Genomic DNA, 20,585 nt, shown 5'->3' with positions numbered 1-20,585 from the left:
CTGAAGCCGGACACTGTTCCGGCCATTCGAAACCAGGAGTTTTGAAACATGGCAGCCAAAGAAGTAAAATTCGGCCGCTCGGCGCGCGAAAAGATGCTCAAGGGCGTCGACATTCTCGCTGACGCAGTGAAGGTCACGCTCGGCCCGAAGGGTCGTAACGTTGTTATCGACAAGTCCTTCGGCGCACCGCGCATCACCAAGGACGGCGTTTCCGTCGCCAAGGAAATCGAACTGGAAGACAAGTTCGAGAACATGGGCGCACAGATGGTCCGCGAAGTTGCTTCGAAGACCAACGACATCGCCGGTGACGGCACCACGACTGCAACCGTTCTTGCCCAGGCGATCGTTCGCGAAGGCCAGAAGGCTGTTGCAGCCGGCATGAACCCGATGGACCTGAAGCGTGGTATCGACCTCGCTGTTTCAGAAGTCGTCAAGGACCTGCAAGCGAAGGCAAAGAAGATCAACACCTCTGAGGAAGTTGCTCAGGTCGGTACGATCTCCGCTAACGGCGACACGCAGGTTGGCCGCGACATCGCGGAAGCCATGCAGAAGGTTGGCAACGAAGGCGTCATCACCGTCGAAGAAGCCAAGACCGCTGAGACCGAACTCGAAGTCGTCGAAGGCATGCAGTTCGACCGCGGCTACCTGTCGCCTTACTTCGTGACCAACCCTGAGAAGATGATTGCCGACCTGGAAGACGCTTACATTCTCCTTCACGAGAAGAAGCTCTCCAACCTTCAGGCCATGCTTCCAGTTCTCGAAGCCGTTGTTCAGACCGGCAAGCCGCTCGTCATTATCGCTGAAGACGTCGAAGGCGAAGCTCTTGCAACGCTCGTCGTCAACAAGCTGCGTGGCGGCCTCAAGATCGCTGCCGTCAAGGCTCCTGGCTTCGGCGACCGCCGCAAGGCCATGCTCGAAGACATCGCGATCCTGACCGGTGGTACCGTGATCTCCGAAGACCTCGGCATCAAGCTCGAAAATGTCACGCTTGACATGCTCGGCAAGGCCAAGAAGGTTTCCATCTCCAAGGAAAACACCACGATCGTTGACGGCTCCGGCCAGAAGACCGACATCGAAGGCCGCGTTGCCCAGATCAAGGCTCAGATCGAAGAAACCTCTTCCGATTACGACCGCGAAAAGCTGCAGGAACGCCTTGCCAAGCTTGCTGGTGGCGTTGCCGTCATCCGCGTCGGCGGTGCAACGGAAGTTGAAGTGAAGGAGCGCAAGGACCGTATCGACGACGCTCTGAACGCAACCCGCGCTGCTGTTCAAGAAGGCATCGTTGCCGGCGGTGGTACCGCTCTGCTTCGTTCCGCTCAGAAGATCACCGTCAAGGGTGTGAACGATGACCAGGAAGCTGGTATCAACATCGTTCGCCGCGCTCTGCAGTCTCTGGTTCGCCAGATCGCAGACAACGCCGGTGACGAAGCTTCTATCGTTGTTGGCAAGCTTCTCGACAAGGATGACGATAACTTCGGTTACAACGCTCAGACCGGCGAATATGGCGACATGATTGCCATGGGTATCGTCGACCCGGTCAAGGTTGTCCGTACGGCTCTGCAGAACGCAGCTTCGGTTGCTTCGCTGCTGATCACCACGGAAGCCATGATTGCCGAGCTGCCGAAGAAGGACTCCGCAATGCCTGCAATGCCGGGCGGCGGCATGGGCGGCATGGACTTCTAATCAGTCCATTCCCTCTGGAATACGAAAGGGCGGTCTTCGGATCGCCCTTTTTGTTTGGGTCGTTCCGCCGTCGCCATCAAATTCCCCTCAGCTCATTCCAGCATCGCGAGCCATCCATCAGCAGCAACACTCTAGGCCTGCTTGATCTTGGAACGTGCTTACCGCTAAACAAATCCGTCGAATAAAACATCGCCCCCGATGCGAGCATGTGGAACAGGTGTCCCTTGAACAGTGCCGTCGAACTTCCGGTGCAGAAACAGCTCGAGGCCTATAATGCCCGTGACATCGATGAATTCATGCGGTGGTGGGCTGACGACTGTCAGTACTTTGCTTTTCCCTCGACGCTCTTGGCGCGCAACGCTCTCGAAATTCGCGAGCGCCACATCGAGCGCTTCAAAGAACCAGATCTTCATGGGCAACTGCTATCGCGCATAATTCTCGAAGACATGGTCATCGACCACGAGACCGTGACGCGCAATTTTCCCGAAGGACGTGGCGAAGTCGATGTTGTCTATATCTACGAGGTCGCTCTCGGCAAGATCGCAAAGGCGTGGTTCAAGATCGGAAAACCGAGAATCTTGTAGTCCTACCCATAAAGCCCAGCAATAAAGGGCCATTATTTCTCGTTTAACTTTCGCTGCATCAGGCCTCAATATCCTTGCGGAAAAAGACGACGCGCTGCGTCTCCGCAAAACCGAGAGCGGCATGAAACTTTCGGCTCACCTCATTCTCAAGCGGGGCGTCGGAGGCAAACTCCATGCATCCTTGAGACTTACCCCAGTCCCCAACTGCATCACAAAGCAGCCGCGCGATTCCTTGCTTCCGATGCGACGGTAGAACATAAATACCTTCCAGGAAGGCCACGGGCGACGTCTTGCAGCCGTTGACATAATCGTGGCGCAGACTGCCTTCGGCAAAACCGACGATCTCACCCTCCTCGCTTTCACTGAGAAAGGCGATGGCCCTGTCGGCTCTCTGTAAAAAGGTCTCGATGACATCCTCGCGGTGTTGCTCGACGGAGCCGTCCTGCCAGAGTGCAGCGCGTAAACGCGTCCATGAGTCGACATTGTCGATGGTGCCTCTAACAATTTTCATCCTCTCTCCTCCTTGTCATCTGTCTCGCAGCGTCTCCAGCATAAGCAGAGGTCTGTCACCATGCTCGATCGGCACAACGCGTCCGGCTGATTGTTCACTTTTTGAAGACGAAGAGTCTCCGTGCGTTTATCTTTCGTCAATTTAAAAAATCCGTCAGAACTGTCTCCAGAGTTCACGCAACGGCTTGAACGAAAGCTCACAACGGAGACATCAAATGTCCAGCAGTCAGAACGCTCTCGTGCTCGTCGCACGCATCCTTCTTTCCTTCATTTTCGTCTATTCCGGCTTCGGCAAGCTGATGGACCCTGCCGGCACGGCCGGTATGATCACCGGCGCTGGCTTGCCTGCGGCAACCGCTCTTGCTTACCTTGCCGGTTTGTTTGAGCTCGTCACCGGCCTTGCCGTTCTCGTTGGCTTCCAGACCAAGATTGCCGCCTTCGCATTGGCTGCATTCTGCGTCTTCACCGGTCTTGTCTTCCACAGCGGCACCGTTGCCGTTCCCGGCTGGCCAGATGCGGCTCTCGGCTGGATCAACACCCTGAACGGCATCATGCTGATGAAGAACATCACGCTGGCTGGCGCCTATATCCTCCTCGGAGCCTCCGGTGCCGGTGCCTATTCGGTCGACGCGATGCGCGGGCCGAAGCTTGCCCACGCCTGAATTTCAAAGCGGATAAAATGAGCCGTCGGAGCAATCCGACGGTTTTTTCTTTATGTTCGTTCCTTGGGAAAAGCGGGGATCCCGTCGAGATGGTCAACCCAAGCGGCCTTGGAGCGCGCCCAGATCTGCACACGCGGTTCCAACTCGGCTCGTTCATTGATCGAGCCCCACCGTATGCCCCAGGTGCCGTTGTCCTGTTCGGCGCTGCTGAACAGCGGCGCGCCGCAGTCGCCACAGAAATGCATCAGACGGACATTGCCGTTTTCCGCCTTCTTCCTGTAGAGCTTCGGCTCAGCGCCGGTCAGGCTGATGTCCTGGCGCTTCGCTCGCAAGGTCACGCGATAGGGGGAACCCGTCAGACGCTGGCAATCTGTGCAGTGGCAGATGACCACATGCTCCGGATCGACTTCCGCTTCATATCGAACGCTGCCGCAGTGGCACTGGCCTGTGATGCGCATGACATTCTCCTTCATAAGGAGAACAGCATAGACAAAATATGCCCTCAGCCAAGCGCCGTCTTGACGCGCGAGACGATCTCCTGAACGACAGCATCGCCTTCGTGCTCCGCCTTACGGGCACGAACGAAGCAGGCTTCCGACCTCAGGATGATGCCGTCGGTCAGTATCTTCAGGTGGTTTGCCTTCAGCGTCGAACCGGTGGAGGTGATATCAACGATGATATCCGCCTGACCTGCTGCGGGCGCGCCCTCTGTGGCGCCCAGGCTTTCGACGATACGGTAGAGCTGGATGCCATGCTGGCGAGAGAAGAACTGCTGCGTTAGGCGCCAATATTTGGTGGCGATCGCCAGGCGGCGGCCGTGGCGGGCGCGAAACTCGGAGGCGACGTCACCAAGGTCGGCCATGCTATCCACGTCGAGCCAGATTTCCGGAACCGCGACCACCACATCCGCGTGGCCGAAACCAAGCCGGGCGCAGAATTCGACACGACTATCGACGTTGCTCAAGTCTTCGCGCACGAGATCTTCACCCGTCACGCCGAAATCGACAGTGCCGTTGCCAATCTCACGGGCGATCTCGGATGCCGAAAGATAGGCAATCTCGATATCGTCTCGTCCTTCGACACGACCACGATAGGAGCGATCGCTGCCGATCGCGGTGATCTTCAACCCGGCGCGTTCGAGAATGGCCGAGGAGTCGTCCTTCATGCGTCCCTTGGAGGGCAGCGCTATGGTGATGGTCATGCGGAAGTCCTCGCAGCTTCGATGCGGTCCAGCCAGAGCGAGAAACCAACGGCAGGAATCGTGTCCTTGGCGCCCAGCAGCGTCATCAGCCGGTCGAAACGTCCGCCCCCTGCGAGCACGGCCGTTTGCCCCTCCTGCGTGATTTCGAAGACGAGGCCCGTATAGTAGTCCAATGGACGGCCGAAGGCGGCGCCATAGGTCACCGAACAAAGATCGACGCCGCCATTGGCAAGAGCCGCTACGCGGGCATCGAAATCGGAAACGGCCACCCCGAGCTTCAGTTTTGCTTTTTCAGCGAAGTCCGAGAGCGTTTTCGACGCCTCTGACAGAGGCGCCTGGAGGCTGAGGAACTGCTTTAGCAGTTGGAAGCTGTCATCCGGCAGACGGGTGGCGGCAAGCGCCAGCTTCTCGCGAAGGCGTCTTGCAATCTCCTGCGGTGCACGACTTGCATTGGTGGAGTAGCCTGTCTCCTGCATGACGCTGTCGATATAATCGACAAGAACCTTTTCCTCGCCGGTCGCGAGCAGTCCCGCCACGCGGGCATCGAGCCCTGTCATCGGCTTGGGGCTGACAAGGCTTTCGAGCAGCGCATCGAGTTGCGCGGTATCGCCAAAGGCCTGAACGAGACGCTTCTGCCAGCCAAGCGGCAGACCGAGTGCGGCAATCACGGCTTCGAAGACTTTCTGATCTCCCAAACGAGCAGAAAGCGTCTGCCCTGGAAGAAGCCGGTTCAGAATGCCGAAAGCGTCGCCTATCGCGCGCGCATCGGCGGCGGCGACATCGCCATCACCCAGATCTTCGATCCCGGCCTGATAGAACTCGCTTCCACCTTCACGGCGCTGACGAAAGACTTCGCCCAGATAGGCGTAACGCTTCGGCGTGCCGGTTGCCGTTTCGATATGGCGAAGGCAAACGGGGATCGTAAACTCCGGTCGCAGACACAGGCTTTCGCCAGTCTCGCTTTCGGTCAGAAAAATTCGACGGCGCAAATCCTCGCCAGCCATATCCAGGAAGGGCGCGGCAGGCTGAATGACGGGTGTATTGACCCGCATCGTCTTGCGCGCCGCAAACTCGTCCAGCAGCTCTCCGGAAAATTCCGGCATGTCGATCAGGGGCATGAAGCAGTACTTTTCGTCACGGTTCGAGCGGTTGCATCATTTCGATGCGGTTTCCGAAGGGATCATACACATAGAAGCGGTGATATCCTTCCAGTGGCTCATCCTCAACCACAGGGTAGCCTGCGGTTTCAAGTCTTTTTCGAAGCTCTGACAGATCATCGACGACAAAGGCAGGATGCGCTTTGCTAGCCGCGACGAACTCTCCGGCGACGCCGAGATGCACCCGAACATCGCCAGCCACAAACCAGCATCCTCCGCGCCCTGCCAGGTTGGCAGGCTTCTCGACCTCTTCGAGACCGAGAAGGCCGGCATAAAACGCCCGCCCCTTCTCTTCACCCCCTACCGGGATCGCCAGTTGGATGTGATCCAGACGGAGAATGGTCACGGCTGATCAGCCTTCTGCCCGGCGTCGGTCTTCCGCCTGCGCTTCGAGGATTTCCTTCACCTTCGCGACGAGATCGGCTTCGGACACAACGTCCTGCGCCACACGCGCTTCGCGCCATGTCGCATTGTCTTCGATCTCGCCGGACAGGCGCTTGCCTTCGATCAGGTCCTTGATCTGCACCACGCCTTCAGCTCGCTCATCACCGCCCTGGATGATGGCAATCGGGGCGCCCATGCGATCGGCATATTTTAGCTGATTGCCGAACTTCTTCCAGTTGCCCTGATACATTTCGGCACGAATGCCTTCGGCGCGCAGCGCCTGGGTGAAGCGTTGGTAGCGGCCCATGCTCTCCACATCGCCATCCATGACGGTGATGAGAACAGGCGCGAGTGGCTTTGCCTGGCCAAGCTTGCCGAGGTTCTTCAACGCCGTCATCAGGCGCGAGACACCGATCGAGAAACCGGTTGCGGGAACAGGCTGGCCCATGAAGCGCGACACGAGACCATCGTAACGCCCCCCGCCTCCGACCGAGCCGAAGACGACCTTCTCGCCCTTTTCGTTGGTGACATCGAAACTCAATTCGGCTTCGTAAACGGGGCCGGTATAATATTCGAGGCCGCGCACGACCGATGGATCGATCTTGATGCGATCCGCCTTGTAACCGGCACTCGCAACGAGCGCACCGATGACATTGAGTTCCTCGACGCCTTCCTCGCCCTTCGAGGTGCCGGCGACGAGCTTTGCAAGATCGGCAGCACTTGCGGCATAATCCTTGATGCCGACGAAGAAGAGAACCTTTTCAATCTGCGCCTCGTCAAGCCCTGCACCCTTGGTAAAGTCGCCGGATTCATCCTTGCGACCGGGGCCGAGCAGGAGTTTCACGCCTTCGGGCCCGAACTTGTCGAGCTTGTCGATGGCGCGCAGAACGTTCAAACGACGACCGGCATTGCCTTCACCGCCGAGACCGATGGCTTCCATCACACCATCCAGCACCTTGCGGTTGTTGACGCGAATGACATAGTCGCCGCGCTTGATTCCGAGCGCTTCCAGCGTGTCGGCCATCATCATGCACATTTCGGCATCCGCTTGGACGCCAGCGGCACCGACGGTATCGGCGTCGAACTGCATGAACTGGCGGAAGCGGCCGGGGCCTGGCTTCTCATTGCGGAAGACATAGCCCGCGCGATAGGTGCGGTACGGCAGTTGGATCTCGTTGAAGTTTTCCGCAACATGACGGGCAAGCGGCGCTGTGAGATCATAGCGCAAGCTCATCCACTGTTCGTCATCGTCTTGAAGCGAAAACACGCCCTCATTCGGCCGGTCGCTATCGGGCAGGAACTTGCCCAGCGCATCGGTATATTCAAACAGCGGCGTTTCGACGGGATCGAAACCGTAAAGCTCATAGACTTTGCGGATCTTATCGATCATCTCATTGGTGGCATGGATATCGGCAGCCGAACGGTCCACGAAGCCGCGCGGCAGACGGGCTTTCAGTTTCTGAGGCTTTTTTGCTTTTTCGCTCATGATGCCAGTCCAATTGTCTCTTGAAATCAAGTGGGTGTCTTAGAGGATGAGCCCCTGTGCGGCAAGGGCGGGCGCTTGCGGATTTGCCACAACTCGTTGACTCGAAGCGGCGATCCAGCCTGTCGAGTGCTTGCAAGGCAAGAGCGGCAGTGTTAGCGTTGTATCGTCGTCGATTTCGACCGTAAGCGTCTAACGTCAAGCAACGCGCCTTAACCCCCTCGTTCTTTGGGGGCGCGAACAAGGTGCGCTTTTGAAGACGACGTTTAGAAAGACATGTTTCATGACATTCTCACGCTTACCCGCGCGCTACGGCGCCATTCTCATGCCTATGGTGCTCTCCATTCTGATGACGTTCGTCGTGTCGCTCATCGCGACGATCCGCGCCATCGGCCTTACCGAGGATTTCCTGGCGCGCTGGCTGCCGGCCTGGGGTCTTTCCTGGCTCGTGGCCTTCCCGACGCTGCTTCTGGTGCTGCCCTTGGTGCGCCGCATCGTCAACGCTCTGGTCGAACCGCAGCGCAGTTGATACTGCGATAGGCTGTGCAGGCGGATTGAGCCTGCACAGATACCATGCACTCCAGAGTGAAGCCTACATGATCCTCGAAGCCTTGAACTACGCCGGGACTTACTGGAAGACCGAGCCGGCATTTCGTGCGCATATTCGCTACTCCGTCAATCTATGGGCGCGCGCCAATCGATGCGCAACGGCTTGGGGAGAGCACGAAGAAAACAGCAAGCGCTTCATCCTTTCGACAGCCTCGAGATTGAAGCAGCGACGCACGGCGGTCATCCTTGGCTCCGGCCTTTTACGCGACGTGCCCTGGCGACAGCTTTCTGCAGCGTTCGACACACTCGTTCTCGTCGATCTCGTGCATCTATCCAGCGTGCGAGCGACACTCTATTGGCGCAAGTATCGCAATGTCGTGCTGAATAGCCGCGATCTCTCCGGCTATGACATGTTGAAAGAGGGGATAGACATCGAGCCGTTGAGCTTTCTCCGCCAGGTGCCTTATCTGGACCTCGTTGTGTCGGCCAATCTGCTGTCCCAGATCGGCACCGGCGCGCGCCACAGGATCGAGCAGGAAGGAGCAGCAAGCATACCGGAAGACACGCTCCCTCGGCTCATCCAGGCCCATGTCGATGGTCTTTCCGGTCTACCTTGCAAAGTCTGCCTTCTGACCGATACCGGCTTCGACATCATCGACAGGACCGCCAAGGTGCATCAACACGAGGACCTGCTGCATGGCGTGCAGGTGCCGACCATCGCGCAGCAATGGGATTGGCCCGTCGCACCGTTCGGCGAAGAGAGCAAGGACTACCAGATCATTCACAGAGTCGTTGCCAGCAACCTCCGATAACCCATTTCCTGGCGTGGCTTGATAGGCTAGAGTGTCAGCATGCGCCTTGTCGTTCGCACATTGATGTTTCTGGCTTGCCTGCTCTATGGCGCCATGCCCGGCACGGCTGCGATGGATATGTCCATGCCGGCGGCCAAGGCGTTTGCTTCCGGCCTTGCTTTGGACGAGCACGCCGGTCACGGCATAGTCAAAACCGCTGGCCATACGGAAAACCAAGGCAGCCCTTGTCCTCACGAAAAGAGCATGACGCACGCACCATTCTGCGCAGCCTGTCTTGTTCTACTTCCAGACCTCGTCTTTGCCGAAAAAGGGCGATCGCCTCACGCAGCACCCTTGCCAGCATTGCAGGCAAGCTTGCTCGGCAACATGCCCGCACCCCCTCTGCCGCCTCCCCGTTCCTGACCGGATTTCGACATTCAGATGCAATCGAAATTTTCCGACAGAGGAAGGATATCCCATGTCTATCAAGACCATTTCCATCGCCGCTGCCATCAGCGCGCTTTTCGCCGTACCGACGCTGGCACAGGACGCTTCCGGCCATTCGGGGCACAGCATGCCCAAACAGGCGGCCGCGGAGAACGCCTCGACGCAGGCCTTCATGGATGTTTCCAAGAAGATGCATGCTGCGATGGAGCAGGACTATACCGGCAACGCCGATGTTGATTTCGTCCGCGGCATGATCCCGCACCATCAGGGCGCGATCGACATGGCGAAGGTCCAATTGCAATATGGCAAGGATCCGGAAATCCGCAAACTGGCCGAAGAGGTGATCAAGGCTCAGGAAGCGGAAATCGCCATGATGAAAGCGTGGCTGAAGTCAAAGGGCTACTAAACAGATGACGGGGAAGTGCCTTCGGGCGCTTCCCCTTCAATCCAAAAGGCGATCAAAGCCCGGTCAGGCCCGCCTTGTAGCTACCAGCGAATTCCCGACTGAGGCGTTCCAGTTCCATCGATGCCCGGCTCGGATGTCGTTCTTTATGCATCAGGAGCGCAAACTGACGCGCGGGCAAATCGATGCCGACGCGGGTGAGCAGTCCTTGACGCAGCATCAAGGCTGCGACGGAGGCCGACACCACCGCTGCGGCACCCCCTGCGCGCGCTGCTGCGACGACGGCCTCGTTGGATGGCAATTCCAGCGTCACGTTTAAATCAGCCAGAGACATGCCCATGGCTTTCAGCGCTGCTTCAAAAGCCGACCGGGTGCCCGAGCCCTGTTCGCGCAGAACCCACGTCGTCGAGCGAATATCCTCGGCTTTGAGTTGCCGACCGTCCGAGAATGGGTGAAGCGGACCGACCACGACGAGCAACTTATCCGATACGACGGGACGAACTGAGAGCGCCGGCTCGTCGATATCGCCTTCAATGAAGCCAATTTCCGCCACGCCTTTGAGCACCGCTTCGGTGACCGTGCGTGTGTTGCCGACGTCGAGTGTCACCGTCACGCCGGGGTAAAGCTGCTTGAACTGCATGAGAATAGACGGGAGCCAGTAGCTGGCGATTGTCTGGCTGGCAAAGACACGGATCTCACCGCGGGTCAGGCCGCCCATCTCGGAAAGAATAAGTTCAGCGCTGCGCACCCGGTTCAAGGTCGAGCGTGCTTCGTCCAGAAACACCCGACCGCTTTCCGTCAGCTCGATACCCCGGCCGACGCGATGAAACAGCTCGACATTGTAATAGGCTTCAAGTGTCTTGATCGACGAACTGACGGCGGAAGGTGTCAGGCCGAGCGCTTCCGCTGCCCGTGTCAAATGCTGTCGTTCCGCTACGGCGACGAAGATCTTTAATTGTTCAAAGGTCATCTTGTATCATTCGATTTTTTCGAATGAAACATGCCATAGTATTTGATGGAATGAAATGGATGTCTGTAAGATGATGTCGGCCATGGCACATCATCGTTCACTCACCTCATCGCTTTCTCTCTTTCGCGTTCCTGCCTGGCGCTTCGTGCCGGGGATCGCGCTCTGTGGCGCCATCAGCCTTGCCGCCATTTTTGCAGAGAGTGCTCAAGTGCGACTGGCCGGACATGCCTGGCTTGGTGATCTGGTGATCGCGATCGTGTTCGGCGTGCTTCTCAGAAGCTTCGCACATCTGCCAGAAGCAACTGGAGCTGGCATCAAGTTCAGCGCCAAGACGCTGCTGGAGGTCGCCGTCGTTCTTCTCGGCGCTTCGCTCAGCCTGTCGATTCTGAAAGGGGCCGGCGGATTGCTGATCTTCGGCATCGCCATCATCGTTGGTCTGTCGCTCATCGGCAGCTACGCGATCAGCCGGGCGATCGGTCTTGAGCCGAAGCTTGCCATTCTCGTTGCCTGTGGCAATTCGATCTGCGGAAATTCCGCCATTGCCGCGGCGGCACCCGCCATCGGCGCGAAGGCGCAGGATGTCGCGTCTGCCATTGCCTTTACCGCCGTCCTCGGCGTTGCCGCCGTCATCATCATGCCGGCAATCCCGGGCGTTTTCTCCATGGACGCCGTGCATTACGGCCTGTTTGCCGGCATGACCGTTTATGCCGTGCCGCAGGTTCTGGCCGCGACCGCGCCCATGGGAGCCGTCGCGGTTCAGACAGGCACCGTCGTCAAGCTCATCCGGGTGTTGATGCTGGGTCCCGTCGTCACCACGCTTTCGATCATCCACGGCCGGGGTACGAGCGGTCGGCTCGATCTTCAGCGGATGGTGCCCTGGTTTATCATCGGCTTCGTGCTGATGATCATGGCCCGCTCCTTCGGCCTAATCCCGAACATTGCACTGGCACCCATCAGCGGCCTTGCCAATGTGCTCACCATTATGTCGATGGCAGCACTCGGTCTTTCGGTGGATATCCGCTCTCTGCGCCATGCAGGCGGCAAGGTCATCGTCGCCGCCACCGCGTCGCTTCTGCTTCTCTGCGCTCTTTCCGTCGGGCTGATCGCGATCGCCGGTTGATTGGCTTACGGTTGGCGCTCGACCGTGATCGTATAATTGGCCCCAAGTCCGCGGCGTGACGAACTCAGCACCAGGATCGGCCGGATCAGCCACTCGGTGTCTGCCGCAGGCGTCAGCACCGTGGTGTTGTTTCCGGTATCGCTGAAAAAGATCGCATCGTCGTCCGGCTTGCCGAAATCGAAAATCGCCATGACAACGAATTCGCTGCGGCTCGCGAGCGAAACCTTCAACGTTTCGCCAGCCTTCACCTTCAGCCGATAGACCTCACCCCTGCCCTGGCGTGTCCAGCCATTCAGCTTGAGATTTCCAGAGGCCGGCATTTCTACGGCCTTCAACTGTTCCCCATCGTCGAGCCACATGCCGTCCACATTGCGCTGTTCGGCAACGGCCGGCACGGAAACGGACGCGATCAGTAAGCAGGCAAGAGCACATCTTAAAAATGTCTTCACGGCCGTACGAACTCCTGCCGCATCGCTTCTATCCGTTGGCGGCAATGGCAGCCCTCGATATGGTCGTTGACCATGCCCATCGCCTGCATGAAAGCATAGACGGTCGTCGGTCCAACGAAACTCCAGCCGCGCTTCTTCAAATCTTTGGACAGCCGCGTGGACGCAGGGGTCGTTGGGTTGGCGCGCAAAGTCGCATAATCAAAGACCTCAGGTCGTTCGTCCTGTTTCGGCTCGAAGCTCCAGAAATAGCGCGCCAGCGAACCGAACTCGTCGCGAAGGGCAACTGCACGCCTGGCATTGTTGATGGTGGAAACGATCTTGCCGCGATGACGCACGATACCCTTGTCGGCCAGGCAGCGTTCTATATCCGCGTCATCGAAGCTGGCGACCTTGTCGAAATCGAAGCCGGCAAAGGCGGCGCGAAAGCTCTCGCGCTTGCGCAGGATCGTCAGCCAAGAAAGACCGGACTGGAAGCCTTCGAGACAGATCTTCTCGAACAGCCGCTTGTCGTCGGTGACCGGATAACCCCACTCGTCATCGTGATAGCGGCGGTAATCCTCCAGCCCCTGCTGCCAGAAGCAGCGGACCTTGCCATCCTCGCCCGTCAACAATCCGTCTTCACTCATGCGGCACCGTCTCTTTCCGCCCGGTTCTTACCATTGATTCACCCTGTTTTAAAACTGCCTGCTAACCTTATTGAAAAGTTTCAGCAAAATAGCGGAATTGACCGACGTCTCTTTACCATTCGCTGGTCGGCACATGCGAACGTGGCAATCATTTTCCGGTGTCATGTAAAAGAGTCCACCCGATGTCGAGCAGAACCGTCTTTCTAGCGTTGAGCGCCGTGTGTGCCGCTCTCAATCCGGCAATGGCCAATGACCGTTATCGCGAGCGTCCACCGATCGTCGTCAGCCCCGATCTGACGGCGCCGTGGGTTACGCAGTTGGGTCGTGGCAATGTGCGACCGGTCGTCTATCCAAAGCCGCCACAGCGCCAGCCCCTTTTCCAACGTCGCGACGTGCAGCAGCGCCCCCAGGTCGTGGCCGCCCGACCGAATGCGCCTCGGTTGAGGATCGATCCGCAATTCCTGCCGCAAATCGTCAATTACGACACGAGCGAAGCACCGGGCACGATCGTCATCGATACGCCGAACCGGCTGCTTTACCTTGTCCTCGACGGCGGCAAGGCGCGCCGTTATGGCGTTGGCGTCGGCAAGCCGGGCTTCGAATGGGCGGGCACCCATTCCATCACCCGCAAGACGGAATGGCCGACCTGGACGCCGCCAAAGGAAATGATCACCCGCGAGGCCGCGAAGGGTCATTATCTTCCGGCCTTCATGGAAGGCGGACCGGAAAACCCCATGGGTGCGCGCGCCATGTATCTGGGTTCGACGCTCTACCGCATCCACGGCACCAACCAGCCATGGACCATCGGCAGCAACAATTCCTCCGGCTGCATCCGCATGCGCAACGAGGACGTGACCGATCTTTATGAGCGCGTGAAAGTCGGGACGAAGGTTATTGTGATCTGATAGCAACGCCAAAGTATAAGTTTGAGATCGGGAGCCCCTCGATTTTACACTTATACTTGCGGCCTTCAGCGGAAACGCTAGATTGCGTTCCACAAGCTTGGCGGGGGATGCCAGGGGGAACGGTAGCGCTTTTAGCAGCCACCGGTGAGAAACGAGCGGCTCAACCGCTCGTTTTTTATTTCAGGCTACAGCATCGGCTCGAAAATCGGAATCGATTTTCGGAAAGCACGATGCGTTGATTCAAAAAGTTAGAGCGTCCTTTGTGCGTCCTAAAGGACGCACGGCGCTCTAAGCTTTCGTGGCTTTTCGCCACCATAGGCCCAATCCAGCAACTCGACGGTGTGCAGGATCGGCATCTGCGTGCCCGTGGCAATCTGCGTCATGCAGCCGATGTTGCCAGTTGCGATGATGTCGGACCTGGTCGCCTCGATGTTCTTGATCTTTCGCGCCTTCAGCTGGCCGGAAATCTCCGGCTGCAGGATGTTATAGGTCCCGGCCGAGCCGCAACAGAGATGGCCTTCCGCCGGATCGCGCACCACAAAGCCCGCCGTCTTCAACAGAAGTTTCGGCGCCATGGTGATCTTCTGGCCGTGCTGCATGGAACAGGCAGAGTGATAGGCGACCGACAGCCCATTGCGCTCCAGAGCGGGCAGCTCCAGCGTGGCGAGGTATTCGGTGATGTCTTTCGCCAGTGCCGAGATTCGTGCTGCTTTTTCCGCATAGGCCGGATCGAGCCGCAGCATGTGGCCGTAATCCTTGATCGTCGTTCCGCAGCCGGAGGCGGTGATGATGATGGCATCCAGCCCGCCGTCTTCCACCTCGCGCATCCAGACATCGACGTTGCGGCGGGCAAAGGCGAGTGCCTGTTCCTCCCGGCCCATGTGATGGACCAGCGCCCCACAACAGCCCTCACCCTTTGGCGCGACAACCTCGATACCGAGACGGGTCAGAAGCCGGACGGTCGCCTCGTTGATGGCGGGATCGAGAACCGGCTGCGCACAGCCGGTGAGGATCGCAACGCGGCCTCGCTTTTCTGCAACAGATACGTGAACCGCAGGTCGGTCTGCCTGCGGTGGAGCGGCGTTCGGTGCGAGATCGAGCATGGCCGCAAGCGGTTTTAAAGCAGAGACCTTGCGCAACAGCGGGGCGAGTGGTTGGCCGATTTTTGCGAGCTTCAATGCGAGCCTGAACCTGCCGGGATACGGCAGGACGGCGGCGAGAAGGCTGCGGATAAGCCGGTCCATCAACGGACGGTGATAGGTCTTCTCGATATGGATGCGCGCGTGAGCCACCAGGTGCATGTAATCCACGCCCGAGGGACAGGTCGTGGTGCAGGCCAGACAGGAGAGACAGCGATCGATATGGGTCACCACCTCGCGGTCGGCGGGACGGTCGTTTTCCAGCATATCCTTGATGAGATAGATGCGGCCACGCGGACTATCGAGCTCATTGCCGAGCGTTACATAGGTGGGACAGGTGGCGGTGCAGAAACCGCAATGGACGCATTTGCGCAGGATCTTTTCGGATTCGGCAACCTGCGGGTCGGCCAACTGCTCGGGCGTGAAGGAGGTTTGCATGGTCAGATCCCCATTCTGCCCGGATTGAAGATCCCTGCCGGATCGAGCTTTTGCTTGATGCGCGATGACAGCGCGACTTCGACGGCATTCAGCGGTTCGAAAGCCGGAATTGTTCGGCGCACATCGTCACTCGCGCGCAGAAGTGTGGCGTGGCCGCCTTCGAGCGAACGGATGTAGCCTCTGAGCAATGGCGCTTCTGGATCGGCTTCCATCTGCATCCAGACAAGGCCACCCTGCCAATCGTAAAAGGCATCGATACCAGCTTCCAGCCGCAACGCCGCAACAAGCTTGTGGCCTTGTGATGGCGCAATGGACACGCGCCAAAGCGGTTTGGAGGGGTTTCCCGCATAGGGCGCGACGTCGCGGATCTCCCGCCAGAGTGAACGGCTCTCGTCACGCTCAAGAGAGACCACCGGACCGAAGGCAGCGAGAAGCGTCTTCAGCTTATGCAACCGGGCTCCGACCGAGGCCGCAAGACCTTCCAGGCGCAACACGGTGGCCGCTCCTTCCGGCAGTGATTCATTCAGAAAGCGCGACTTCACACTTTCCGGCAGATGGACCGCGCCTGAGACTTCGAGGCTGGTTGCCATCGCCGCCGCCATGGCGTTGGTCGCTGCTTCATCCTCCAAGCCTGAGATGACCATCGTTGCTTCAGCAGGCGGAACCGGCAGCACGCGGAAGGTGACTTCCGTCAAGAACCCCAGCGTGCCGTAGGAGCCCGCCAGAAGCTTGACGAGATCGAGCCCGGTCACGTTCTTCATCACCCGCCCGCCGGCCTTGATCGCCTCGCCCCGGCCGTTGATGAAGCGGATGCCGAGCAGGCTGTCGCGCGCAGCACCGGCCACGAAACGGCGCGGACCGGAAACGTTGGCGGCAAAGACGCCACCGATTGTGGGCTCTCCCACCGTTCCCATGATCGCGCGGTGATCCATCGGCTCGAAGGCCATCATCTGCCGGGCGTCGGACAAGGCGGCTTTCACCTCGTCCACTGGCGTTCCGGCCTGGACCGTCATCACCATCTCGGCAGGATTGTAAGAAACGATGCCGCTCAAACCTCGCGAAGAGAGTGTCGCATCGGCCTCAACGGAATTGCCGAAGCCGGAGCGCGTGTTGCTGCCGATGATGGCGAGCGGGCGACCCGCTTCTGCACGGTCACGAATGAGGTCTGCCGCCTCCGTTTCCGATTGCGGCGTGAGGACGGGGTATGTGTCGTCCATCAACCTCTGCCCTCCAGCGGAAAGACCTTGGACGGGTTCATGATCCAGCCCTCATCGAAAGCCGCGCGGACCGCCATTTGCTGCGCCAGATCGGCATCGGAATACTGATGACGCATCAGGTCGCGCTTTTCGATTCCCACACCATGCTCGCCGGTCAGGCAGCCGCCCGCATCGACGCAGAGTTTCAATATCTGGTTGCCCGCCTCTTCGGCGCGAGCTGCATCGTCCGGATCATTGGCATTGAAGAGGATCAGAGGATGCATGTTGCCGTCGCCCGCATGGAAGACGTTGGCGACACGAAGCCCAAGTGCGTCGGTGATCTCGCTGGTTTTCTTCAGCACATAAGAAAGCTGACTGAGTGGCACCGTGCCATCCATGCAGATGTAATCGGCGATCCGACCCGTGGCACCGAAGGCGGATTTCCGACCTTTCCAGATCGCAGCCGCTTCCATCGCCGACTGGCACTCGCGCACCGTCTTCACCGCATGTTTGCGGGCGATCGCGACGATGTCCGCCAGCATGGCATCCATTTCGTCTTCCGAGCCTTCGACCTCGACGATCAGCAGTGCAGCGACATCGAGCGGGTAACCCGCCTTGGCAAACGCCTCGCAAATCTCGATCGCCGGCTTGTCCATGAATTCGATGGCAACGGGAATGATGCCGGAGCCGATAATGTCGGCCACACAGGAGCCCGCTTCCTCCGAACTTTCGAAACCAAAGAGCACCGGGCGGGCGCCTTCGGGCTTGGCGATCAGCCGCACCGTCGCTTCCGTGACGATGCCGAGTTGGCCCTCCGAGCCGCAGACGAGGCCGAGAAGATCGTAGCCTGTCGCATCCAGGTGTTTGCCACCAAGCTCCAGTACCGTGCCATCCACCAGCACCATCTTCACTCCGAGAAGATTGTTGGTGGTGACACCGTACTTCAGACAGTGCGCGCCGCCCGAATTCATGCCGATATTGCCACCAATGGTGCACGCAAGCTGCGAACTCGGATCGGGCGCATAGAAGAAGCCTTGAGGACCTGCTGCGTCGGAAATCGAGAGATTGGTGACACCCGCCTGCACGGTTGCGGTGCGGTTGAAGAAGTCCAGTTCAAGAATGGTCGACATCTTCGAAAGGCCGATCACCACGGCATCTTCCTGCGGGATCGCGCCGCCGGACAGCGACGTGCCGGCCCCTCTCGGCACCACGGGGATGCCATAGCGATGACAGTATTTCAGGACCGCCGCAACCTGGGCCGTCGTCTTCGGCAACGCGACAGCCAGCGGCATGCGGCGATAGGAAACGAAGGCGTCGGTTTCAAAGGGCATGAGCTCTCGCGGCTCATTTACAAGACACTCTGGCGCAAGCAGGTCTGCAAGGTCGGAGACGATCCTGTCCCGAGCGGAAAGCACCGCGGCGCGCGGCTGCAAAAATTGAATGGATTGCGACATGGTCTGCAGATGCTCCCTCATCTACACAATCCTATGCGGCGTTTGCGCCTTGGTTGCAAGCCTCACAAATGCTAGAGATTGTTTCCAATCCGGAAAGAATGGTGTGGACCGATGACGAATCTCGGCGATCTTGAAGTCTTTGCCAGCGTCGCCGCCTCCGGCAGCATGTCGGTTGCTGCGAAGGTATTGGGCTATTCTCCAGCCGTCATCTCCAAGCGGATCAAGCGGCTGGAGGAGAAGCTTGGAGCGCGGCTTTTTCAGCGCACGACAAGGCAAATCTCCCTGACCGAAGCCGGCCAGGGATTTCACCAGAGAATTCTCGCCGTGCTGGAAGGGCTGGAAGAAGCGGAAGACTTCGTTTCCGGCCGATCCAATATGTTGACCGGCACATTGAAGGTCTCGGCCTCCACCTCTTTCGGACGCATGCATGTCGCACCGCATCTCAAAGGTTTCATGGACCAGCACCCGTCGCTTTCCATCAATCTGACGCTCAGCGACGACTTTATCGACATTGTTGCGGGAGGCTATGATCTCGCTATCCGCATCGCCGACCTGTCGGACTCGAGCCTTGTTGCGCGACGGCTGGCGCCGGTGCGTCGCGTGCTTTGCGCCTCCCGTACCTATGTCGAGGAACATGGGCTGCCGCAAACGATCGAGGACCTGAAAAATCACCGCTGCCTGCCCGCACATAACAACGATCTCTGGCGGCTCGAGGGACCGGAGGGGGCTTTCAACCTTCGGCCTGAGGGCCTGCTGGTAACCAACTCGTCGGAAGTCATCCGCGAGGCGGTGATCTCGGGTCTCGGCATCGCGCTGCGCTCGACATGGGATATCGGGCCCGAGCTGAAATCCGGCGCGCTGGTTCAGGTTTTGCCTGCCTATGAAGGATCAAGGAACGTCGCGCTTTCGGCGGTCTATTCCAGCCGCCGGTTCCTGCCCGCCAAGGTTCGACTGTTCATTGATTACCTGGCGGGACTGTACGGCCCTCTGCCCTATTGGGACAAGGACGCGCTGTAGAGGTCAATGCGCCCCGTCGGCATGGCGCTTGCGGATATTGCGCACGACCCACCAGACACCGAGGACGGCGACCGGAACGGAGGCACCCGTGACCACCGCCGGATCGACCGGCAGGAGATCATGGGTCACAGCCTTTATCAGGTACCCGATCAGCCCCACAACATAATAGGAAATGGCCGCGACCGAGAGGCCTTCGACTGTCTGCTGCAAGCGCAGTTGCATCGCGGCGCGCTTGTTCATGTTATTTAGAAGCACCGTGTTCTGGCGTTCCAGTTCGACATCGATCCAGCTGCGCACAAGCGCTGTGGCGCGATAGAGCTTGCGCGACAGGTTCGCCTGACGCTCCTCCACCGACTGGCATGTGCGCATGGCGGGCGCCAGGCGCCGCTCCAGAAATGTCGCCATGGTCTCATGCCCATGGATCGGCGTTTCGGCCAGTGTGCGAATGCGCTCGCGAACAATAACGTCATAGGCGCGGCTGGCGCCGAAACGGTAGAGGCTGAGCGCCGCGTTGGCTTCCAGTTCCGCGGCAAGGCGGGTCATTTCGGCAAGAAGCGCATCGGCTTCCTCCCTCGCTCCATTCTTCATCCGCTGGGTGATTGCGGTTAAACCGTCCTCGATCCGGCGGATTTCCGGCGAGAGCGTCTGCGCCAATGGCAGGCCGAGCATGGCAAGGGTGCGATAGGTTTCGATGTCGAGTAGGCGCTGCACGATACCGCCACGCGCGGAATCGGTCAGCCCGCGGTCGAGCAGAAGAAATTGCGTCAGCCCGTCGCGATCCTGGCGGAAGTCGGTCAGAATGGAGGCCTGCCCTTCGCGGACGGTCGAGTGACAGATGCTGATCGGATCGAAATGGCTCTCGGCGTCGACAGTCTCCGGACCCTCGGAGCGGATTTCCAATCTCACCGCGGAAATCAGCGAGCCCGGCGGCGAGAACCCGTCACCGAAGGGATCGCCGATGATATCCCCGCCGATCTTGTCCGGTGCCGGGCCATCCCAGAACCATGTGGAGAATTCGGTGTGCCGCTCCCATCGAAGGGTTCCCAGACCGCAGGGCATGGCGTGGTGGCGAGCGTCACGCTCCGGCGGCGCAACGCCGCGGCTGCGCGACATTTCCGCGATCGCCGAATGATGGACCGACGCACCGCCATCCATCATGAAGGCCAGTTGGACGATGATGCGTGACGGACCGAGCAGCACGGTCGGTCTGGCATGAATTTCCCCAAGCGCCAGCGCCCTTTCCGGTGCGCTGGCAAATGCAAATCGTCCCCTGGCCATTCGGCATTCTCCGTCTCGATCAACCTGATTTATCAAATGAAAAGATGCATTGGCAGGTGCCGAGTTGACGCAGGGCAACTGCTAAAATACGACGTGTTCAGAGGCGCCTTCTTTCTGCTTCCAAAGAACGAATAATCCT

At 59.0% G+C, this 20,585-nt stretch carries 23 protein-coding genes; 10 read left to right on the top strand and 13 right to left on the bottom strand.

Annotated elements, in window-relative coordinates:
• Nucleotides 1–48: 48 nt before the first annotated feature.
• Both groL and ACTJKV_RS02585 read left to right on the top strand, forming a co-directional pair.
• Nucleotides 49–1,683 carry a chaperonin GroEL gene (groL, locus tag ACTJKV_RS02590; protein ID WP_062425990.1) on the top strand — a complete coding sequence of 545 codons (1,635 nt, stop codon included), beginning with the start codon at nucleotides 49–51 and terminating at the stop codon, nucleotides 1,681–1,683.
• Nucleotides 1,684–1,907: 224 nt separating this feature from the next.
• Nucleotides 1,908–2,267 (top strand): nuclear transport factor 2 family protein, encoded by a 360-nt coding sequence (locus ACTJKV_RS02585; protein WP_274100832.1) that lies wholly within the window; start codon nucleotides 1,908–1,910, stop codon nucleotides 2,265–2,267.
• 58 nt (nucleotides 2,268–2,325) lie between these two features.
• Here ACTJKV_RS02585 and aac(6') read toward each other — a convergent pair whose 3' ends face one another.
• Nucleotides 2,326–2,778, bottom strand: coding sequence for an aminoglycoside 6'-N-acetyltransferase (gene aac(6'), locus ACTJKV_RS02580; RefSeq protein ID WP_274100833.1), 453 nt, complete (start codon nucleotides 2,776–2,778; stop codon nucleotides 2,326–2,328).
• Nucleotides 2,779–2,992: 214 nt separating this feature from the next.
• Between aac(6') and ACTJKV_RS02575 the strand changes: the two genes are divergently transcribed.
• Nucleotides 2,993–3,439: a DoxX family protein gene (locus ACTJKV_RS02575; RefSeq protein ID WP_274100834.1), complete on the top strand. Its 447-nt coding sequence runs from the start codon at nucleotides 2,993–2,995 to the stop codon at nucleotides 3,437–3,439.
• Between the two features lie 50 nt (nucleotides 3,440–3,489).
• Here the strand turns inward: ACTJKV_RS02575 and ACTJKV_RS02570 are convergent, their stop codons facing one another.
• The 5 genes from ACTJKV_RS02570 to hisS are packed head-to-tail and all read right to left on the bottom strand — an operon-like array spanning nucleotide 3,490 to nucleotide 7,667.
• The gene (locus ACTJKV_RS02570) at nucleotides 3,490–3,897 is read right to left on the bottom strand and encodes a GFA family protein (RefSeq protein ID WP_274100835.1); all 408 of its coding nucleotides are present in this window, start codon (nucleotides 3,895–3,897) and stop codon (nucleotides 3,490–3,492) included.
• 44 nt (nucleotides 3,898–3,941) lie between these two features.
• A complete protein-coding gene (gene hisG / locus ACTJKV_RS02565; RefSeq protein WP_274100836.1) occupies nucleotides 3,942–4,640 on the bottom strand; it encodes an ATP phosphoribosyltransferase in 699 nt (232 codons plus the stop codon).
• On the bottom strand, nucleotides 4,637–5,758 hold the full coding sequence (locus ACTJKV_RS02560) for an ATP phosphoribosyltransferase regulatory subunit (protein WP_274100837.1): 1,122 nt from the start codon (nucleotides 5,756–5,758) through the stop codon (nucleotides 4,637–4,639). Before ACTJKV_RS02560 ends, hisG begins: the two co-directional genes overlap by 4 nt.
• A 16-nt stretch (nucleotides 5,759–5,774) precedes the next feature.
• Nucleotides 5,775–6,143: a VOC family protein gene (locus tag ACTJKV_RS02555; RefSeq protein ID WP_274100838.1), complete on the bottom strand. Its 369-nt coding sequence runs from the start codon at nucleotides 6,141–6,143 to the stop codon at nucleotides 5,775–5,777.
• 6 nt (nucleotides 6,144–6,149) lie between these two features.
• Entirely contained in the window at nucleotides 6,150–7,667 is a 1,518-nt protein-coding gene (gene hisS / locus ACTJKV_RS02550; RefSeq protein WP_274100839.1) for a histidine--tRNA ligase, read from the bottom strand.
• Between the two features lie 280 nt (nucleotides 7,668–7,947).
• On the opposite strand from hisS, the gene ACTJKV_RS02545 reads away from it, so the two are divergent.
• The 4 genes from ACTJKV_RS02545 (at nucleotide 7,948) to copM (ending at nucleotide 9,857) form a co-directional block, all read left to right on the top strand.
• Complete coding sequence (locus tag ACTJKV_RS02545) at nucleotides 7,948–8,193, top strand: DUF2798 domain-containing protein (protein ID WP_062438634.1); 246 nt, start codon at nucleotides 7,948–7,950, stop codon at nucleotides 8,191–8,193.
• Nucleotides 8,194–8,260: 67 nt separating this feature from the next.
• The gene (locus tag ACTJKV_RS02540; protein WP_274100840.1) at nucleotides 8,261–9,025 is read left to right on the top strand and encodes a hypothetical protein; all 765 of its coding nucleotides are present in this window, start codon (nucleotides 8,261–8,263) and stop codon (nucleotides 9,023–9,025) included.
• A 39-nt stretch (nucleotides 9,026–9,064) separates the two neighbouring features.
• A complete protein-coding gene (locus ACTJKV_RS02535) occupies nucleotides 9,065–9,427 on the top strand; it encodes a hypothetical protein (RefSeq protein ID WP_113178471.1) in 363 nt (120 codons plus the stop codon).
• 55 nt (nucleotides 9,428–9,482) lie between these two features.
• Nucleotides 9,483–9,857 (top strand): CopM family metallochaperone, encoded by a 375-nt coding sequence (gene copM, locus ACTJKV_RS02530; RefSeq protein WP_274100841.1) that lies wholly within the window; start codon nucleotides 9,483–9,485, stop codon nucleotides 9,855–9,857.
• A gap of 52 nt (nucleotides 9,858–9,909) precedes the next feature.
• Here the strand turns inward: copM and ACTJKV_RS02525 are convergent, their stop codons facing one another.
• On the bottom strand, nucleotides 9,910–10,824 hold the full coding sequence (locus tag ACTJKV_RS02525) for a LysR family transcriptional regulator (protein WP_116493202.1): 915 nt from the start codon (nucleotides 10,822–10,824) through the stop codon (nucleotides 9,910–9,912).
• An 82-nt stretch (nucleotides 10,825–10,906) separates the two neighbouring features.
• On the opposite strand from ACTJKV_RS02525, the gene ACTJKV_RS02520 reads away from it, so the two are divergent.
• The gene (locus tag ACTJKV_RS02520; RefSeq protein WP_274100842.1) at nucleotides 10,907–11,944 is read left to right on the top strand and encodes a YeiH family protein; all 1,038 of its coding nucleotides are present in this window, start codon (nucleotides 10,907–10,909) and stop codon (nucleotides 11,942–11,944) included.
• A 5-nt stretch (nucleotides 11,945–11,949) separates the two neighbouring features.
• Here the strand turns inward: ACTJKV_RS02520 and ACTJKV_RS02515 are convergent, their stop codons facing one another.
• Nucleotides 11,950–12,393 (bottom strand): hypothetical protein, encoded by a 444-nt coding sequence (locus ACTJKV_RS02515; protein WP_062599369.1) that lies wholly within the window; start codon nucleotides 12,391–12,393, stop codon nucleotides 11,950–11,952.
• On the bottom strand, nucleotides 12,390–13,019 hold the full coding sequence (locus ACTJKV_RS02510; protein ID WP_274100843.1) for a DNA-3-methyladenine glycosylase I: 630 nt from the start codon (nucleotides 13,017–13,019) through the stop codon (nucleotides 12,390–12,392). Before ACTJKV_RS02510 ends, ACTJKV_RS02515 begins: the two co-directional genes overlap by 4 nt.
• A gap of 182 nt (nucleotides 13,020–13,201) precedes the next feature.
• Between ACTJKV_RS02510 and ACTJKV_RS02505 the strand changes: the two genes are divergently transcribed.
• Entirely contained in the window at nucleotides 13,202–13,924 is a 723-nt protein-coding gene (locus ACTJKV_RS02505; protein WP_274100844.1) for a L,D-transpeptidase, read from the top strand.
• Nucleotides 13,925–14,193: 269 nt separating this feature from the next.
• Here the strand turns inward: ACTJKV_RS02505 and glcF are convergent, their stop codons facing one another.
• The 3 genes from glcF to ACTJKV_RS02490 are packed head-to-tail and all read right to left on the bottom strand — an operon-like array spanning nucleotide 14,194 to nucleotide 18,151.
• On the bottom strand, nucleotides 14,194–15,501 hold the full coding sequence (gene glcF / locus ACTJKV_RS02500) for a glycolate oxidase subunit GlcF (RefSeq protein ID WP_274100845.1): 1,308 nt from the start codon (nucleotides 15,499–15,501) through the stop codon (nucleotides 14,194–14,196).
• Between the two features lie 2 nt (nucleotides 15,502–15,503).
• Nucleotides 15,504–16,718 (bottom strand): glycolate oxidase subunit GlcE, encoded by a 1,215-nt coding sequence (gene glcE, locus ACTJKV_RS02495; RefSeq protein WP_274100846.1) that lies wholly within the window; start codon nucleotides 16,716–16,718, stop codon nucleotides 15,504–15,506.
• On the bottom strand, nucleotides 16,718–18,151 hold the full coding sequence (locus ACTJKV_RS02490) for an FAD-binding oxidoreductase (RefSeq protein WP_274101073.1): 1,434 nt from the start codon (nucleotides 18,149–18,151) through the stop codon (nucleotides 16,718–16,720). Before ACTJKV_RS02490 ends, glcE begins: the two co-directional genes overlap by 1 nt.
• Nucleotides 18,152–18,262: 111 nt before the next feature.
• On the opposite strand from ACTJKV_RS02490, the gene ACTJKV_RS02485 reads away from it, so the two are divergent.
• A complete protein-coding gene (locus ACTJKV_RS02485; protein ID WP_274100847.1) occupies nucleotides 18,263–19,168 on the top strand; it encodes a LysR family transcriptional regulator in 906 nt (301 codons plus the stop codon).
• A gap of 3 nt (nucleotides 19,169–19,171) precedes the next feature.
• On the opposite strand, the gene ACTJKV_RS02480 is transcribed toward ACTJKV_RS02485, so the two are convergent.
• Nucleotides 19,172–20,446: a DUF3422 family protein gene (locus ACTJKV_RS02480; RefSeq protein WP_274100848.1), complete on the bottom strand. Its 1,275-nt coding sequence runs from the start codon at nucleotides 20,444–20,446 to the stop codon at nucleotides 19,172–19,174.
• Between the last annotated feature and the right edge of the window lie 139 nt (nucleotides 20,447–20,585).

This window comes from Agrobacterium sp. 22117, assembly GCF_052045735.1.
In the GTDB taxonomy this organism is placed as follows: domain Bacteria; phylum Pseudomonadota; class Alphaproteobacteria; order Rhizobiales; family Rhizobiaceae; genus Agrobacterium; species Agrobacterium cavarae.
The sequence above is the reverse complement of the archived record's forward strand: the minus strand, read 5'-3'. Positions and strand labels throughout refer to the sequence as shown.